This window comes from Erythrobacter sp. MTPC3, assembly GCF_042854385.1.
GTDB lineage: Bacteria > Pseudomonadota > Alphaproteobacteria > Sphingomonadales > Sphingomonadaceae > Erythrobacter.
On the sequence record NZ_BTGP01000005.1, the window covers coordinates 133711 to 151197 of the forward strand.

11 protein-coding genes are annotated in these 17487 nt (G+C 59.4%); 3 read left to right on the forward strand and 8 right to left on the reverse strand.

Annotation, left to right across the window (positions count from 1 at the left end):
* Window positions 1-10: 10 nt before the first annotated feature.
* The 3 genes from ACGHU1_RS08805 to ACGHU1_RS08815 are packed head-to-tail and all read right to left on the reverse strand — an operon-like array spanning window position 11 to window position 3231.
* Entirely contained in the window at window positions 11-490 is a 480-nt protein-coding gene (locus tag ACGHU1_RS08805; RefSeq protein WP_390585881.1) for a c-type cytochrome, read from the reverse strand.
* Entirely contained in the window at window positions 487-2736 is a 2250-nt protein-coding gene (locus ACGHU1_RS08810; protein ID WP_390585884.1) for a molybdopterin cofactor-binding domain-containing protein, read from the reverse strand. Before ACGHU1_RS08810 ends, ACGHU1_RS08805 begins: the two co-directional genes overlap by 4 nt.
* Window positions 2737-2739: 3 nt before the next feature.
* Window positions 2740-3231: a (2Fe-2S)-binding protein gene (locus tag ACGHU1_RS08815; protein ID WP_390585885.1), complete on the reverse strand. Its 492-nt coding sequence runs from the start codon at window positions 3229-3231 to the stop codon at window positions 2740-2742.
* Window positions 3232-3358: 127 nt separating this feature from the next.
* Here ACGHU1_RS08815 and ACGHU1_RS08820 point away from each other — a divergent pair, with 127 nt between their 5' ends.
* The gene (locus ACGHU1_RS08820) at window positions 3359-3697 is read left to right on the forward strand and encodes a tRNA-binding protein (RefSeq protein WP_390586146.1); all 339 of its coding nucleotides are present in this window, start codon (window positions 3359-3361) and stop codon (window positions 3695-3697) included.
* 2 nt (window positions 3698-3699) lie between these two features.
* Here ACGHU1_RS08820 and ACGHU1_RS08825 read toward each other — a convergent pair whose 3' ends face one another.
* The 3 genes from ACGHU1_RS08825 to ACGHU1_RS08835 form a co-directional block, all read right to left on the reverse strand.
* A complete protein-coding gene (locus tag ACGHU1_RS08825) occupies window positions 3700-5664 on the reverse strand; it encodes a tetratricopeptide repeat-containing sulfotransferase family protein (RefSeq protein WP_390585888.1) in 1965 nt (654 codons plus the stop codon).
* 81 nt (window positions 5665-5745) lie between these two features.
* On the reverse strand, window positions 5746-8394 hold the full coding sequence (locus tag ACGHU1_RS08830; protein WP_390585890.1) for a TonB-dependent receptor: 2649 nt from the start codon (window positions 8392-8394) through the stop codon (window positions 5746-5748).
* A 351-nt stretch (window positions 8395-8745) separates the two neighbouring features.
* Window positions 8746-10476, reverse strand: coding sequence for a BCCT family transporter (locus tag ACGHU1_RS08835; protein ID WP_390585891.1), 1731 nt, complete (start codon window positions 10474-10476; stop codon window positions 8746-8748).
* A gap of 232 nt (window positions 10477-10708) precedes the next feature.
* Between ACGHU1_RS08835 and gdhA the strand changes: the two genes are divergently transcribed.
* Both gdhA and ACGHU1_RS08845 read left to right on the forward strand, forming a co-directional pair.
* Window positions 10709-12064: an NADP-specific glutamate dehydrogenase gene (gene gdhA / locus ACGHU1_RS08840; protein ID WP_390585893.1), complete on the forward strand. Its 1356-nt coding sequence runs from the start codon at window positions 10709-10711 to the stop codon at window positions 12062-12064.
* Window positions 12065-12142: 78 nt separating this feature from the next.
* Complete coding sequence (locus tag ACGHU1_RS08845; RefSeq protein ID WP_390585895.1) at window positions 12143-12595, forward strand: lasso peptide biosynthesis B2 protein; 453 nt, start codon at window positions 12143-12145, stop codon at window positions 12593-12595.
* Here ACGHU1_RS08845 and ACGHU1_RS08850 read toward each other — a convergent pair.
* Together ACGHU1_RS08850 and ACGHU1_RS08855 are read right to left on the reverse strand one after the other, a co-directional pair.
* Window positions 12581-13792, reverse strand: coding sequence for an Nramp family divalent metal transporter (locus ACGHU1_RS08850; RefSeq protein WP_390585898.1), 1212 nt, complete (start codon window positions 13790-13792; stop codon window positions 12581-12583). The genes ACGHU1_RS08845 and ACGHU1_RS08850 overlap by 15 nt on opposite strands.
* Window positions 13789-17445 carry a hydantoinase B/oxoprolinase family protein gene (locus tag ACGHU1_RS08855; RefSeq protein ID WP_390585900.1) on the reverse strand — a complete coding sequence of 1219 codons (3657 nt, stop codon included), beginning with the start codon at window positions 17443-17445 and terminating at the stop codon, window positions 13789-13791. Before ACGHU1_RS08855 ends, ACGHU1_RS08850 begins: the two co-directional genes overlap by 4 nt.
* Window positions 17446-17487: the final 42 nt, after the last annotated feature.

Genomic DNA, 17487 nt, shown 5'->3' on the forward strand with positions numbered 1-17487 from the left:
GCGACTCTACCTATTGGCCGAGGCTGGCGAGATAGGCGATGATCGCCGCCCGCCGGTCAGCATCAGCCACCGCACCGGCCGCCATGCTCGTGCCGGGAACAGCAGCGGATGGATCGGTCAGAAACCGGTCAAGCTGCGCTGCATCCCATGTGATGCCCGACGCGGTGAGAGCATCGGAATAGGCAAAATCGTCAAGCGCTCCGGCTTCCCGGCCAACGACGCTGTGCAGGTTCGGTCCGGCGGCAGATGGCTGACCCGGCTCCGCTACGTGGCAGGAACTGCACAGCGAAAACGCAGCCTCGCCCGCAGCGACAAGGTCGGCCGCGCCGCCGCCTGTCACCGCCGCAGCAATGGGCTGACCCGGTTCTCGCACAACGATCTGTTCAATCACCGGCAGTTCTTCCGGTTCTTCTCCGCACGCGGCCAAGGCAGGCGCGGCTGACAGCGCGATTGCAGCAGCAATGCGGTTTCTTGTCTGCGCGCTCATCATGCGAATTGTTTTGCGATAGGCAATTCGCGCAGCCGCTGGCCCGTGGCGGCGAACACCGCATTAGTCAGCGCGGGCGCAGCCGGAGGCAGACCTGGCTCCCCGGCACCGCCCACTGGCACATCGCCCGAATTGATGATGGCAACCGTGATAGCGGGTGTCTCATCCATCCGAAGCATCTTGTAATCGTGAAAATTGCTTTGCTTGACCGCGCCGCCCGCAATGTCGATTTCGCCATACATCGCAGCGGTCAGGCCGAACACGATGCCGCCCTCGATCTGGTTGCGGAACCCGTCGGGGTTCATCACGTAGCCGGCATCGCATACAGCCCAGCAATTGAGCATTTTCGGCTTACCGCCGGTCATGTCGACTTCGATCACCTCGGCGGCGATTGTGCCGAAGCTTTCGACAATGGCCACTCCCTTACCCGTGCCATCCTTGCGCGGAGCATACCAATCGCTGATCTCGGCGGCTTTGCGCAGGACAGCGGCATGGCGCGGCGATGATCCGAGCATGGCCAGCCGGTAATCGAGCGGGTCTGCGCCCGCTGCATGGGCAGCCTCGTCGATGAAGCTCTCAACGAACCAGCCCTGCTGCGAATGATCGACCGATCGCCACGCAGCGAATGGCAGATGAAGTCCGCTTTCAGCAACGCGAACCGACGTATTTGCGATGTCGTACATTGCAGGCACACACGCCTCTGCCGGATCATGGCGCTGGGTGAAGATGCTGGAATAAGCGACCAACTGGCCATCTGCATCCAAGCCGCCTTTATGACGACTGATATCAGCGGGGCGATACACACCTTTTTGCGTATCTTCCTCGCGGCTCCAGATCATTTTCACCGGATATCCGGTTGCCTTGGCAATACGCACCGCCATGGTAACGTATTCGCTGGAAAGACGCCGTCCGAATGCACCGCCCAGATAAGGATGATGAACGGTGATGTCGTCCTTTGAAAAACCAATCGCCTTCTCAATCGCGGACCGCGCCATCAGCGGCACCTGCGTGCTTGTCCACACATCGCATTTGCCGTCTTTGACAAAGGCGGTGCAATTTACCGGCTCCATCGGCGCATGGGCGAGATAGGGCACCTTGTATTCCGCCTCGATCACGTTTGCAGCGCCTGCCAGAGCGGCGGCAGCATCGCCTTTCGCCGCTGCCTCGGTGCCGCCTTCCTCGCCCGCCTCGTCCAGCGCGGCGGCGAAAGCTGCAAATTGATCGTCAGTCGTTAAAATCGCGCTTTCAGGTTGTGTCCACTCGATTTTGATACGGCCAAGCGCCTGCTGCGCCTGCCAGTAACTGTCAGCCACGACAGACACGAAATCGCCCATGTTCAGGATCTGGAGCACACCGCCCATGTCTTTCGCGCGCGAAGCGTCCATGCTTGCAACCGTGGTGCCCGACACCGGCGGACGGACCACCGCCGCATAGCTCAGATCAAGCCCCTCTGGCGCGGCATCGATGCCAAATTCCGCCGTGCCGTCGATTTTGGCAGGGATATCGGTGCGCGCCTTGCTTTTGCCCATCAGGCGGTATTCGGATGCGTTTTTCAGCTGCGGAGAATGGTCCATCGGCTGCTCTGCCGCAGCACTCGCAAATTCCGAATACGGCGCAGATTTGCCGGAGGCTTCGTGAAACAGCGTGCTATCGCGGGTTGTGATCTCGTCGGCGGAGACATCCCAAGCCTCTGCCGCTGCGCTTTTCAGCATTTTGCGCGCTGCGGCCCCTGCGATACGCATCTGGTATTGCCCGGTGGAGCGGATGGAGGATGACCCGCCTGTGATCATCGCATCGGCCAACCTGCCGATCTGCGTAAACAGCCCGTCCAGCGTCGGTTCAATCCATGATGCCGCGTTGAGCGTGAACGGCGCCACGAACATGCGGGCCGTGTCGCTCATGATATAAGTGCCATCGGCGGGTGCCTGCATCACGCGGACATTATCCCAGGCCGCATCCAGTTCATCCGCAAGCATCTGGGCGAGCACGGAATGTGCGCCCTGCCCCATCTCGCAGTGGGGAACGATGGCGGTTACGATATTATCCGCATCAATCTTCACCCAGGAATTTACCAGCTGCTCGCCCGCGCCCGATGCGACTTTGGGGCCGAGCGCGCCGACCGGATTTCCGGGGCGCACACCGATCCCGATCAGCAGGCCGCCGCCGGCCAGCACCCCTGCGCCGATAAATCCGCGGCGGCTCCATTTGGCGAGTTTGCCGCGTTCTTTTTTGGGAGAGAGATCGTTCATGGATCAGGCCTCCTCGCCAAGGCGCTGTTCACGCGGTTGTTCCAGCCCGGCGGCGACCTTAATCGCCTGACGGATGCGGGTGTAAGTCCCGCAGCGGCAGATATTGCCCGACATTGCCGCGTCGATATCCGCATCGGTGGGGCTGGGATTGTCACGCAGCAAAGCGGTCGCCGCCATGATCTGGCCCGATTGGCAGTACCCACATTGCGGAACCTGTTCGCTGATCCAGGCCTGCTGCACTTTGGTAAGTTCGCCTTCGGGTCCGGCGATCCCCTCTATGGTGGTGACCTCGCGCCCCTCGGCCTGCGCAACGGGAGTTGAGCAGCTGCGCACGGGTTCACCATCGAGGTGCACCGTGCATGCCCCGCATTGCGCGATCCCGCAGCCGAATTTCGTGCCGTTCAGGCCCAGCTTTTCGCGAACCACCCAAAGGATCGGCATCGCTGGATCGGCATCGACCGAGATCGGCTGCCCGTTGAGAGTGAAACTGGTCATCGTGCCTTACTCCGCGCTCGGTTGTCCTTTGCAATCTATCGCAGCTTACGCCCCATGGAAAGAGCGCGCTGGCAACATGACAAAGCTACGGCTGGCGCTAGCATTTGGCTGCCACTATCAACATGTGATGGAACAAACGACCTTCGACACATTCATGGCGCTGGATATCCGCGCAGGCACAGTGATTTCGGCGGAACCTTTCCCAGAGGCACGAAAGCCGGCGATCAAGCTGGTGGTTGATTTTGGCGAGGCGATCGGTACGCGCAAAAGCTCCGCCCAGATTACCGAACATTACACGCCCGAAAGCCTGATCGGGCGTAAGGTGATGGCCGTCGTCAATTTCCCGCCGCGCCAGATCGGGCCGTTCATGTCGGAGGTGCTGGTGCTGGGATTTCCAGACGCGAACGGTGCCATCCTTCTCGCTGCACCTGACGTCGATGTCCCTGACGGATCACGATTGGCGTAGTCTCAACAGGCGAGATCGCCGAGCGCGTCTTTCAGCGGATCGAGCCATGGCTCAAACGGTCTCCACGCGCCCTGCCCCTTGCGATTGATCGGCTCCCGAACCTGTTCACTGGAGGCGGTGCGCACCGCGCGTTCGGTCTTGTGAAACGCCAGGCACGCTTCCTCGAATGGCAGGCCCAGGTAATCGAGCATCCTGCGCGTCTGCCCCTCCAGATCGTCCAGCACGTCCTCATGCTGAACGCGCAAAACCTTGCCCGGTAATACGCGGTCCCAGTGCTCCATGAGCGACACGTAATCGGCGTAATACCGGCCCACTTCGTGCAAACCGTAAGTGAACTCCTGCCCTTCGGCGAACAACTGCTTGAAGCCTGAAAAACAGCAATCCATCGGCGCCCGGCGCGCATCGATAATCTTGGCATTGGGCAGGATCAGGTGGATGAGGCCGATATGCCGGAAATTGTTCGGCATCTTGTCGATAAAGAACGGTGCATCCTGCCGGTGGATGCGGGTGTTCTCGATGAAATCCGCCCCGAATTTCTGCAGTTGATCCGCGCTCAGATCATGCAGGACTTGCGGGTAGAGCGATTGCCCTGCTTTGCGCCCCCGCAGCCGGTGGGCGAGCGCGAGAATGTTCGGCAGTTCCAATGTGCCGTCGATCTGTGAATGGCTCGCTAATATCTGTTCAAGCAGGGTCGAACCGGCGCGCGGCAGGCCAAGGATGAAAATCGGATCAGGCGCACCGTGACCCTTGCCCGCCTGTTTCTCGAAAAGGTCGGGCGTGCAAAACTCCTCCTGCCGTGCCAACTCTTCGCGCATCGTCTCCGCGCTGTACCGGGTCTGCGCGCGTTTTAGCCGGTTGCCCCCTTCATAATTCGCAAAGCTCGCCGCGTAATCGCCGCGATCTTCCAGCGCCTTGCCCAGCGCAAAGGCGATGTGCACGCGGTCCATGAAGGCAAGATCAGCGCGGTCTGCCTGCGCCTGCATCGCGGCGACCTCGCTATCGCCGAAACGGTATGTCTTGAGGTTTGCCAGCGCATACCACGCATCGCCGTGATCCGGCTTTGCCGCGATCGCCTGACGGTAACTGGCAATCGCATCCTGCTGCGCACCTGTCGTTTTCAGCGCGTGCCCTCTGCTAGTAAGGTTCGCCGGGTCATTCGGGAGTTTAGCAAGCACCGCATCGAACAGTTCCAGCCCGCGATCATAATCGCCGGTCTGCATGCTTTCGATGGCGAGCCGCGACTGGAATAGCGCGTTGTCAGGATCGCGCGCGTACAGCTGCTCCGCCTCTTCGCGGGCCTTGGCAAAATCCTGCCGCCGCCTCAGCGCGTCGATATAGTCCAGCCGCAATTGCAGATCGTCCGGTGCAAAGGACACCGCGCTTTCGAGCAGAAATTCAGCATCGTCCAGAATGCCAAGCTCAATGCCGATCTTTGCAAGGAGCCGCATTCCTTCGACGCTGCGCGGGTTTTGGCGCAGAAAATGCCGGCAGATCTCCTCTGCGCGGATCAGGCGCCCCTCTGCGAGGTGGTTGGTGACGGCCAAAAGCTCGCGCGGAAGCTGGGACAGCCGCAGCTGCTGCGCCGACGCGGCCTGCGCCTCCGCCGCCCTGCCTGCTGCGCCAAGCAGGCGCGCCTGTTCACGAAAACTCGCCTCGAGCGCGGGGTTGAAACGGGTTGCGCGCAGGAAGGCCGATAGTGCAGCCTGATCATCGTCCTGCGCCAGTGCAAGATGCCCCTCCTCCTGCCAGGCGCGCCCGTATTCCGGCATCGCCGCGTGCAGTCGGGCGAGATACCCCTTCGCCGCCTCAAAATCCTTGAGATACCGGGCCGCGACCGCTGCCAGATACAGCGCCTCGCCATCGCCCTCATCCTGCTCAAGAAGGGCGCGCGCAGCCGACAAGCCTGCATCGAACTGGCCCGCCTGCATATGCTGCTGCGCTGTCTTCAATTGTTCTTCGCGGGTCATTGGCTAGCTCTTATCAAAGAAAAAGCGGGAGCGAACAATCGATGTTCGCCCCCGCCAATTTCATTCGCATCTGCGCTTGGATCAGTAGTTGAAACCGACCCGCATGCCCACGGTCAGCGGACGGTTCGTGACGATGCGCGCAACGTCATTGCCGAAATTGCCCGAAACCTGAGCGCGTTCATCGGTCAGGTTCTCACCGAAGACTTCGAATTTCCACTGGTCTTTCTTGATACCAGCGCGAAGGTCGAACAGCGTGTAGCTGTCGAGCTCGATCTTGTTGATCTCGATGATGTCGGTGAATTTCTTCGCCGAATACGATGCCGATGGCTGGATATAGGCTTCGGTTGTGTCCGAAAGATCCCACTCGTACCGAACGCGCAGATTGCCCTGGAAGCCCGGCGCATAGGCCAGCTCTTCGCCGACGATCACATCATCCGTCGGCGTCAGCACTTCGGTGATTTCCGTATCGAGAACCGAGAATGCACCCGAAACCGTCAGACCTGGCAGCGAATACGGAGCAAAGGTGAAATCGGCTTCGATGCCGTAGATTTCAGCGTTCGCCGCATTGTCCGAGAAGAACAGGTTGGTGATCGACGGATCGAAAATCGTCGTCTGCAAGTTCGAAATGTCGACGTAGAATGCCGATCCGTTGATGCGCAGCTGACCTTCGGCAAGCTCGGTTTTCCAACCCAGCTCATAGTTCTTCACTTCATCCGTTTCGAGCTCGAATGGAACGGTGAACCCGCCAGCACCCTGAACGCCGCCCGGACGGTTCAGCAGACCGGGACGGAAACCTTCCGAATAGGTCGCATAGAACAGCAGGTCTTCGGTCGGGGTCAGCGTGACTGTCCCCTTGAAGATCGTGCCACTGGTCGAGGCGGTGTCGGGGGCGCGAACGGCGTTGAACACCTGCTGCGCCTGCGCTTCGCTCAATCCGGCGTTCTGGATGTCCTCCAGGCTGTCGCCAAGATCGAATGTCTGACGCAGCGCTGCGCTGCACGATCCGATGAAGGTGAATTCACCATCGCCGTTGTAAAGATCACTGATATCGGTGCCGAATGCGTTCTGATCGGTTCCGCCCGAGTTACAGAACGAACCATTGGCGCTGCCTTCGAGATCGACTTCGATATCGTAATAGCGCGCGCCAAGGGTCACGGTCAGCAGGTCTGGAACAACGTCAAAGCTGGCTTCACCAAAGAAACCGAACTGTTCGTCCGTGCGCTGGACATCGTTGCGGAAGATCGTTTCTGCCGGGAACGGGCCGGGATCACTGATGAAACCGGTCGTCTGCGGGAAGTTCGGGGCGAATTCACCAAACGGTTGCGCGATGACGTTGCCCGGATAGGCGAAGTCGACACGCTCTTCGAGAGTGAGATCGGAGTAAAAGCCGCCGCCTTGGAACCGGACACGCCAGTCATCAGGCGTCGCGAACCGCAGTTCCTGCGTGAACACGGTCGTGTTGCTGACCGAGTTCACGTAAAGGTTTGGAGCCTGACAGGTGCCGCTTGGATCGGCGGAACCAGGGTAGGTTACCGATCCATCGCAGATGTAATACGGCAGATACTGACCGACAAACAGGTAATCGGTGTAATCCGAACGCTGCGTACTTTCGCGGTCGGTATACGCGCCGGTGTAAACGACATCCAGCATCGCGAGGCGGCCTTCGACCGTCCAGCTGGTGTTGGAGAAGTTGTCTTCGAGACGGTCTTCTTCGAAACGTTCAATTTCCAGATCGTCCAGACCGTTCAGCTCCGGATCGGCGAAGAATACGCCGTCGGATTCGAGGCTCTGGCGCTGGTGCGCAACCGTGACGGTCCAGTCAGGGGCAACTTCCCACAGACCGGTTACGCGGAAACCGGCATATTGCGTGTCGTTGAAATTGTCCTGTGCAATACCGGCGTTGTCAGCCTCAAGAAAGGTAACGTCGCTGAGATCGGCACCGGCCTGAAAGCCGCCGCGATTGGCATTGACCGGCAGACCGTTCGAACGGACTGTGCCAGCGGGGCGGAAACGGCCGCTTTCCGAAAGGTCGCGTGTGCCAGCCACATTGTCGATGTAGCCGCCCTGATCGTCGAGATATACGACGCCGCGCAGCGCGATGGTGTCGCTCACAGGGACGTTCAGCATCGCTTCGCCCTGATAGCTGGATTCGCCGCCTTTGGTGAACGAGACACCGCCCGAGAATGCGGCGTCAAAGCCGTTCAGGCTGGGCTTGTTGGTGATCAGGCGAACCACGCCTGCCTGCGAACTGGCGCCGAACAGCGTGCCCTGCGGACCGGAAAGAACCTCGATCCGCTCAAGGTCGGCTGCATACACGTCAAGGTTACGGCCCGGCTGCGCGAGCGGCTGGTCGTTGAGATACAGCGCCACGTTCGGGGCAAGCCCGGCAACACCTGCAACCGTTATGTTCGGCGTGGTCGATGCAAGACCGCGAATGTAAATCGTGCTCTGGCCGGGGCCGTTGCCGCCTGCGGTTACAGTCGGCAGCTGTTCGAGATAATCCTCGAACGTGTCGATGTTGAGTTCATCGAGCTGTTCTGCGCCAATGGCTGCAACCGAAACCGGCACATCCTGAAGATCTTCGCTACGCTTTTGCGCGGTGACGACGATGGTTTTGATACCGCCGCGCTGTTCCGCATCGGTTTCGGTCGCCGCGTCCTGCGCCATCGCAGGCGAAGCGAGCGCAATTGCGAGCGCGCCTACAGACGCGCCGCCAACAAATTTCGACATTAAAAAGCCCCTTTGAGCAATCAATCGGGTCGCGATGCGGAAATGCATCGGCGTTACCCAAGAATTAGACGCAGAAAGCCATGCAGTGCGTCCGGTTCGCGCTCCGATAACAAGGCTCTGTGTGAGTGGCCACAGTGACACCTTAGGATTAGGCGAACTAGGTCACAGATGTTGTAAAATAACAACAGAGAAATATAGATCAAGTATTTTCAAATATTAAAACAGATATATTTATAAAACCAGATTTTTGCTTCAACTCTATCGTTAAACGATCGACCACTCTCAAATTTTACTATTTATAGCTTCGGCCAATAGTAAAAATTACTTGCAGAGCGGCTAGTATCGCCCAAGTTAAAGCGGCTTTGCTGCCGTCCCGTCCCATTCCTCGCAGCCGATAGCCGTCGTCGGAACGCCGTGGTGCTTCCTGACCAGATCATAAATCACAGCCTTGATAATCGAGATGCACATCGCAACCACGACGAAGGAAAACGGCAAAGCGCCAATGATCATTGTCACGCTAATCGCGTCGATGCCGCCCAGGATAAGCATTGATCCGACCACGAATGACAGCGCCATGCCCCAGAACACGATGTGATACCGGCGTCCGCCCTCATCTTCTCCGGCACCGTTGATCGTGTTGACGATCAGAATGGCGCTGTCGACCGATGTGATGAGGTAGGTCATCAGCAAGAGCACGACGAAGCCCGAAACGACAGCGGCGACCCCCGGCTGGAGCAAGACGGCGAGCGTCGCGTAAAGCTGATCGGAAATACCAGCCGACAGGATCGACCCCTCTGCCGCTCCGCTTAGCTCAAGGTCGATGGCCGTGCCGCCAGCCAGCACCATCCACAAAAAGCACATAAGCGATGGCACCAGAGCAACGCCGATCATGTATTCGCGGATGGTCCTTCCGCGGGAAATCCGGGCGGTGAACATGCCGACGAATGGCGCAAACGCGATCCACCAAGCCCAGTAGAACACCGACCAGTCAAGCTGCCATTGCACCAAGATATTGCCGGCATCGCTGCCATCGCTGGTGAACAAGGTCAGCGAATGCTCAGGCAGAGTTACAATGTAATCCCAGATGCCGAACCCGAGCAATTGCAGAGCGTACAGCCCTGATCCGGCGAAAGCGAAAATGCTCAGCAGTGCGAGCGATAGCGCCATGTTAATGTTGGAGAGCCATTTGATCCCGCGGCCCACACCGGAAAGCGCGCTGATCGTCGATGCCCCGACAAGGATCAGCAGCGCCGTCACAATTGCGGCAGGGGACGCGGTCATGCCGCCGTCTTCGGTCGCGGTCAAAAGCCATTCGCCCAGTCCGATCCGGTAAAGCCCGGTCACAAATTGCTGCACGCCCAGCCCCATCGTCACCGCAACGCCAAGGATCGTGGCGACCACTGCAACAACATCAACCACATGGCCAGCAGGCCCGGACATCGCTTTACCGAATAGCGGGGCGAGGCTGGACCGGATCGTTAGCGGCAGCCCGCGCCTGTGCGACACATATCCGATCGCCAACCCGACCAGCGCATAGGTGCACCACGCGCCAAAGCCCCAGTGCAGAAATGTCCATGCATAGGCCGGCCTTACCGCCTCAACCGAAGCGGATTCGACCGTGCCGCGGATAATATCAGGATTGCTGACGAAGTGCGCCAGCGGCTCCCCCGTGGAATAGGTCAGCATTCCGATCCCGATCCCGGCACCGAACAGCATCGATATCCATGAGAAGCGCGAGAATTCCGGCTCTTCCCCCGGAGGACCGATCCGAAGCGATCCCGATTGCGGGATGATCGCAAGCAGAAAGCACACCACGATCAGCGCCGCGACCAGATACACGTACCAGCCGCTAAAATTCGATATGATCGACGAATTCGCCAGCTCCAGTGTGTTGCTAGCTCTTACCGGGAAGAAAATGGCCCACATGATGATGAGCGCAACGATGATCTTTCCTGGGATCGAGACCTCGCGGCTAAACCCGTCGTAAAACCCCTTGTCATGGGTATCGATCGGCAAATCCACCATTGGCGGTTCGATCGGAAGGTCGCTCGATTGTGAAGGCTCAGCGGTATCGCTGCTCATGAAATTTAGTCTCAGTCTGCTGGCCGTCAGGCCATGGGTATGTTTAGTCTCAGTCTGCTGGCCGTCAGGCCATGGGTATGTGGCGCCAAGCTCACCCGATCAAAATGGGTGAGCCAGTGCAGCCGTCACTGGTAGGGGAAGGAGTATCTCTAAGCCTCCCCGGAGTTTTTGCAAGCTGGTGCCCGGTTCACGTCGGCGCGGAACCGGCACAGCGCCCGCGCTTTGTTAGGTCATGCCCTCTTCCCAACATTCAAATTTCACCGAGTTCATGGAAGGCGTAGAGAAACGCAATCCGGGACAGACCGAATTTATTCAGGCCGTCCGCGAGGTGTCGCAGGACATCTTCGATTATATCGAGGACAAGCCTGAATATCACGAAGCGCAGATCATGCGCCGCATCGCAGAGCCTGACCGGGTCGTTTCGTTCCGGGTCTGCTGGGAGGATGACGATCACAACATCCGTGTCGAACGCGGTTGGCGGGTGCAGAACAACAACGCCATTGGCCCCTACAAGGGCGGCATCCGCTTTCATTCCAGCGTCACTGAAAGCGTTCTCAAATTTCTGGCGTTTGAACAGACGTTCAAAAATTCGCTGACCGGCCTCCCCCTTGGCGGCGGCAAAGGCGGATCAAACTTCAACCCGCGCGGCAAAAGCGACAGCGAAATCATGCGGTTCTGCCAAAGCTTCATGACAGAACTCTACCGGCATATCGGCCCCGACATCGATGTTCCTGCGGGCGATATCGGTGTGGGCGGACGCGAGATCGGTTACATGTTCGGCCAATACAAACGCATAACCGGACGCTGGGAAGGTGTGCTGACCGGAAAGGCGGTCGAATATGGCGGATCGGAGATGCGGCCCGAGGCCACCGGGTACGGCGCCATCTATTTCCTGCGCTGTATGCTGGCCCATCAGGACAATGATATCGAGGGAAAGACAGCCGTTATTTCCGGCGCGGGCAATGTGGCAACCCACGCGGCCGAAATGATGACGCAGCTTGGCGGGAAGGTGCTGACGCTGTCCGATTCCGACGGGTTCGTCCATGATCCCGATGGCATCGATCAGGAAAAAATCGACTGGGTGAAACGCCTGAAGAATGAACGGGGTGGACGCATCAGCGAATATGCGGATGAATTTTCAAACGCGACATTCCACGAAGGCGAACGCCCTTGGAATGTCGAATGTGATGTAGCCCTGCCATGCGCAACCGAGAATGAGCTGAACGAAGACGAAGCGAAAGCATTGGTAGACAATGGCTGTATCGCAGTGGTCGAAGGCGCGAACATGCCCACCACGCTGGACGGCATCAAAGTCTTTAAAGATGCCGACATCCTTTACGCTCCGGGAAAGGCCGCCAATGCGGGCGGTGTTGCGGTTTCGGGTCTGGAGATGAGCCAGAATGCCGAACGGATCAGCTGGAACAAGGAAAAGCTTGGCGATATGCTCACCGAACTAATGCAGGATATCCACTCCAAATGCGCTGAACACGGCGATGTCGGCGATGGGAAGGTCGATTACGTGAAGGGCGCGAATATCGCCGGGTTCAAGAAAGTGGCCGACGCGATGCTCGCTTTCGGAGTGGTCTGACCTGACGGCCGGGCACTGGCCCCTTTTCCATTTCGGGCAATCGCGGCTAAGGCGCGGCATCAGCGGATGTTTGCGACGATGAGCCTGACACGATCTTTGAAGAAAACCGTACTCAAGGCCGAGATTGTTCTCGGCCTGGCGAGTGCGCGCATGCTCATTGCGCTTGTGCCTTTTCGCTGGTGGAAACACCGCATCGGCGTGATAGGCAGCGATGCCGAATTGCCTGCCGAGCGTCTGACGCCGATGCAGCGCAAACAGGCAGGCGATATCGGCCGCATCATCAAACGCATTGCCAGACAGCAAAAGTTTCAGGCTGTGTGCTTTCCCCAGGCGATAACGGGCCGCTGGGTGCTTGGGCGGCGGGGTATCCCGTCGCAAATCGTGATCGGCACGCGGCCGGACAAGGACAGCGGCGGCATTGCCATGCACGCATGGCTGGAAGTCGGCGACCTGATCGTGACCGGGCAGGACGAATATGCCGAGTACCAGGCGTTCAAACGCCGCAGCCCGGCAGTCTCAAAAGGCCGCTAGGATTATCGAACGCGCACCCAGGCCGGTCGCGATCAGAACCACGCCAAACCCGAATATATTGGCAATCGCCCCATTCGCATGACGACCCAGCACGCTTTTCCGATTGACCACGTAAAGCAGAAATGCGGCGATTACGGGCAGCAGCAAGCCATTGGCAAATTGGGCCGTGACGATGATTTCGATTGGCCGAATGCCGGTGAGCGAAAGGCCCGCGCCGATGACAATCACGCTTAGGCAAATCATCCGAAACGCCAGCGAGGACTGACCGCCCTTCACCTGCAAAATCTCGGTCATGGCATATCCGGTTGCGAGCGGCGCGGTGATCGCGCTGGTCAGACCGGCGGCGAACAGGCCGGCACCCAGCATGTATTTTGAATATGGCCCGAATAAAGGCTCAAACTGGCGGGCAAGATCGGCTGCGCTTTCAGCAGAGATGCCAGCTGCAAAAAGGCTGGCTGCGGCGGTCGATACGATCAGGATCGCGATCATGCCTCCGATGCCGATGGCCACCGCCGTATCGGTGCGCACAGCCCCCAGATCTTCCGGCCCCGACCATTTGTTTCGCACGGCGGTCGAGTGCAAAAACAGATTGTACGGCACCACAGTTGTTCCGATCAGGGCAATCACCGTGAGCAGCGCGCCATCGGGGATCGAAGGGGCAAACATACCGGTCAGCATCGCGCCGGGATCGGGGCGGACGATGATGAAAGTCGCGATGAAGGACGCCGCCATCGTGATCACAAGCATCAGCAGCACCCGCTCTACCAGCCGGTACGAACCGCCTAGCAGCAGCGCCGCTGCCAGACCTGCGATGATCACCACGCTGCCGGAAAACACTGCGTCACTCTCGCCAGCAATGGCCGCGATACCCAGCGCCGCACCAGACAGATTGCCCGCTTCATAGGCCGCATTGCCGAGATAAAGCGCAACACCGACAAGCACGATCAGTGGCCATTTCCAGACCGTTTGATCAAGCAGTTCGGCCAGTGTTTCGCCCAGCCCCCTTTGCGTGACCACCCCCAGCCGCGCGGCCATTTCCTGCAACACTATCGTCGCCAGCGTCGCAAATACGAGCGCCCACAGCAGCGCGTAGCCGAAATTTACTCCGGCCAGTGTGCAGGCCGTGACCGTGCCCGGCCCGATGAATGCGGCGGTGACGAGCGCGCCGGGGCCGATATTGCGCAGCCGTTTCATCATGCTGGCCGGTCCTTTGTCTGCTTGCGTTTCGAAACCGGGCCAAAGCCCCCTCCGGTTGGCGACTGGATGATGATGCTGTCACCGCTTTGCACACTTGCCTCTGCGCATCCGCCGATATCTTCGCATGACCCATCGCGGCGTTCGATCAGGTTGCGGCCCAGCCTGCCTGCCTCCCCGCCCGCCGTGCCAGCCGGGGCGACGCGCCGGTGATCAGACAGGATGGAGCAGTGCATTTCCTCAAGAAACCGGATGCGCCGCGTGATGCCGTCACCCGCATTCCATTGCCCCTTCCCGCCCGAACCGCGATCAATGCAAAACTGGTCGAGCATGACGGGGTAGCGTTGCTCGAGAATTTCAGGGTCCGTCATGCGCGTATTGGTCATGTGGGTGTGCACCGCCGCCGCCCCGTCAAAACCCGGCCCGGCAGGCGCGCCCGAACATATCGTTTCGTAATATTGGTAGCGATCATTGCCGAATGTCAGGTTGTTCATGGTGCCCTGGCTCGACCCCAGACGGCCAAGCGCGGCGAACAGTGCGTCGGTAATGGCCTGACTGGTTTCGACATTACCCGCTACCACCGCAGCAGGAAAACGCGGGTTCAGCATCGATCCTTCAGGCGCAATGATCGTCAGCGGCTTCATGCAGCCCGCGTTTAACGGGATATCGTCCGCCACCAGGCACCGGATCACGTAAAGCACCGCAGCCTTTACCACGGCGAAAGGCGCATTGAATGCGCTGTCCTGCTGGGCGCTGGTTCCGGTGAAATCGATCACAGCCGTGCCGCAATTCCGGTCGACATTGATGACAACAGCAATCGTTGCTGCGCTGTCGAGCGTGAGTGTGCTGTTACCATCCTTAAGGTGCGTCAGAACACGTTTCACGCAGGTTTCTGCGTTGTCCTGGATGTGCTGCATATAGGCATGGACGACATCAAGGCCGTACATTTCGGTCAGCTTGCGCAGTTCCGCCGCTCCGGCGGCGTTCGCTGCGACCTGCGCCATCAGGTCTGCAACGTTCTGATTGATATTGCGCACCGGATAGGGGCCGGATGACAGCGCCGCTTCGATCCGATCCGACATGAATTTACCGCGTTCAACCAGTTTCAAATTGTCGAGCAGCACGCCCTCTTCGTGGATGTTGCGGCCACGCGGGGACATTGATCCGGGAGCGATCCCGCCGACATCTTCATGATGCGCACGGCTTGCGACATAAAACAGGACCGCATCTCCCGCCTCGTCGAAAACCGGCGTCACGACGGTAATGTCGGGCAAATGCGATCCGCCATTATGAGGGTTGTTCTGGACGAAGGCATCGCCGGGATTAATGCTTTGCCCGCTTTCGATGATGGTGCGCACGCTCGCATCCATCGACCCCAGATGCACCGGCACATGCGGCGCATTGGCCACAAGGTTGCCCGTCGGATCAAAGATCGCGCATGAAAAATCGAGCCGCTCCTTCACATTAACCGATTGCGAGGTCTTGCGCAGGACAATGCCCATTTGCTGCGCGATCGACATGTAGAGGTTGTTGAAAATCTCCAGCATGACAGGATCGGCGCTCGTCACCGCGCGATCGGCCTGCTGCGCCCGCCCGGTAGTGACCAGCACGAGGTTACCCGCCGCGTCGATCCGGCCGCTCCAGCCGGGTTCGATCACAATCGTCCCGGTCGGCTCGGTAATGATTGCTGGCCCTGCAATAACCGCCCCCTTTGCCAAGTTCCCAAAGTCGAAGACGGGGGCGTCGTGCCAACAGCCCTTCGAATAAAAACGGGTTTGCTTAAACGGCTCGCCATTGCCGCCTTTCCTGCCCGGATCAGGTGCGCCGACATGCTGCGAACCGCCGATCCGGCATTCCGAGATCAGGGTATCAAGCAGCACCGCTTTTTCGCGGGCGGTAAAGCCGTATTGCCTCTGATGCGCGATCTCAAAATCGGCGCGCATCTGCCGAGATGACGACAATGGCACGGTAATCGCAGTATCCGTACCCCGATAGCGGACCAAGGCGCTGGACTGTATCTGCGCGCCTTCAATGTCGAACCCCTGCCTGTCCAGTTCGTCGGCTGCGTCGCGGCCAAGACGCGCTGCGGTCTCTTCGATCATCGCATCGCCGCCTGCATCCAGATCAAGATCAACGACCTCTTGCCGCTCTGCTGAGGTGGAGGCGAGGCCCATGCCGTAAGCCGATAGCACGCCGGAAAACGGATGCAGCAGGATAGTCGAAATGCCCAGCCGCTCTGCAACCAGACAGGCGTGCTGCCCGCCCGCCCCGCCAAAACAGTTGAGCGCATATTGCTGCACGTCATACCCCCGCGCGACGGAGATTTTCTTGATCGCCTGCGCCATGTTCTCGACCGCGATATCAAGGAAACCCTCGGCCACCTGCTCGGCGCTTCGGCCCCCGCCAACCTCATCGGCGATAGCGACAAAGCCCTGATAAGATGCCGCGCGGTCAAGCATCTGGTCCTGACCGGGCCCGAAAATTTGCGGGAAATCTTCAGGATCAAGCTTGCCAAGACAGACGTTGATATCGGTCACGCTTAACGGCCCGCCGCGCCGGTAACAGGCGGGGCCGGGGTTTGCGCCTGCCGATTGCGGACCGACACGGAACCGTCCGTCCTCGAACCGCAGCACCGATCCGCCGCCAGCTGCAACGGTGTGGATATGCAGCATCGGCACCCGCATCCGCACACCGGCGACTTCGGTTTCGTAAACCTTCTCGAACTCGCCTGCATAGTGCGAAACATCTGTCGAGGTGCCGCCCATGTCGAAACCAATGACCTTGTCGAAACCGGCCTGCCGCGCGGTCTCCACACACCCGACAATACCCCCTGCCGGGCCAGATAGGATCGCGTCGCGGCCCCTGAAATTCTGCGCACCGGTCAATCCGCCTGATGACTGCATGAAAAGCAGCTTTCCCGGCTCGCATTCTTCACCGAACGCGGCGGTAAACTGATTGACATAGCGGTGGAGGATCGGGGTGAGATACGCATCGACCACCGTGGTTTCCGCGCGGCTGACGATCTTGGGCAGCGGGCTGACCTCATGGCTGGCGGACACCTGAGTGAAGCCGATATCGCGGGCAATCTGCGCAACCTGCCGCTCATGCTCTGTGTATTTGTAAGCGTGCATGAGGGCGATCGCGATGCTGCGAAATCCCGCGCCGAATGTAGTCTGTAGCGCGGCCTTGGTCGCGGCGATATCAAGCGGCTGCTCAACCTGCCCGTCCGCCCGAATGCGCTCCGCAATCTCAATCACGTCACCATAAAGCAGCGATGGTTTGCGGATATTGAGCGCAAAGGTATCGGGCCGCGCCTGATAGCCGATTTCGATCACATCACGGTGCCCGCGCGTCACCGCAAACAAAGTGCGTTCACCCTCACGTTCCAGCAAGGCATTGGTGGCGACAGTGGTGCCCATCTTGATCGCCTGGATATCGCCCGGCGGTATCGGCTCAGCCGGATCAAGGCCCAGAAAAATGCGAATGCCGTGCAGCGCCGCATCGTCATAGCTGTCCGGGTTTTCCGACAGGTATTTGGCTGTTTTCAGCTCACCAGCCGGTGTCCGCGCAACAATGTCGGTGAACGTGCCGCCTCTGTCGATCCAGAATTCCCAGCCTGACAAATCTCGCCCGTTCCTGTTTGTTGCAAACGCCACCTTAATCCGCTTTCGCGCGCTTCACACAAAGGTCGGATGGGG

What these genes read in the sequence shown, in the direction of transcription:
- ACGHU1_RS08805 (WP_390585881.1), bottom strand. Translation starts at nt 490, where the DNA reads ATGATGAGCGCGCAGACAAGAAACCGCATTGCTGCTGCAATCGCGCTG.
- ACGHU1_RS08810 (WP_390585884.1), bottom strand. Translation starts at nt 2,736, where the DNA reads ATGAACGATCTCTCTCCCAAAAAAGAACGCGGCAAACTCGCCAAATGG.
- ACGHU1_RS08815 (WP_390585885.1), bottom strand. Translation starts at nt 3,231, where the DNA reads ATGACCAGTTTCACTCTCAACGGGCAGCCGATCTCGGTCGATGCCGAT.
- ACGHU1_RS08820 (WP_390586146.1), top strand. Translation starts at nt 3,359, where the DNA reads ATGGAACAAACGACCTTCGACACATTCATGGCGCTGGATATCCGCGCA.
- ACGHU1_RS08825 (WP_390585888.1), bottom strand. Translation starts at nt 5,664, where the DNA reads ATGACCCGCGAAGAACAATTGAAGACAGCGCAGCAGCATATGCAGGCG.
- ACGHU1_RS08830 (WP_390585890.1), bottom strand. Translation starts at nt 8,394, where the DNA reads ATGTCGAAATTTGTTGGCGGCGCGTCTGTAGGCGCGCTCGCAATTGCG.
- ACGHU1_RS08835 (WP_390585891.1), bottom strand. Translation starts at nt 10,476, where the DNA reads ATGAGCAGCGATACCGCTGAGCCTTCACAATCGAGCGACCTTCCGATC.
- gdhA (WP_390585893.1), top strand. Translation starts at nt 10,709, where the DNA reads ATGCCCTCTTCCCAACATTCAAATTTCACCGAGTTCATGGAAGGCGTA.
- ACGHU1_RS08845 (WP_390585895.1), top strand. Translation starts at nt 12,143, where the DNA reads ATGAGCCTGACACGATCTTTGAAGAAAACCGTACTCAAGGCCGAGATT.
- ACGHU1_RS08850 (WP_390585898.1), bottom strand. Translation starts at nt 13,792, where the DNA reads ATGATGAAACGGCTGCGCAATATCGGCCCCGGCGCGCTCGTCACCGCC.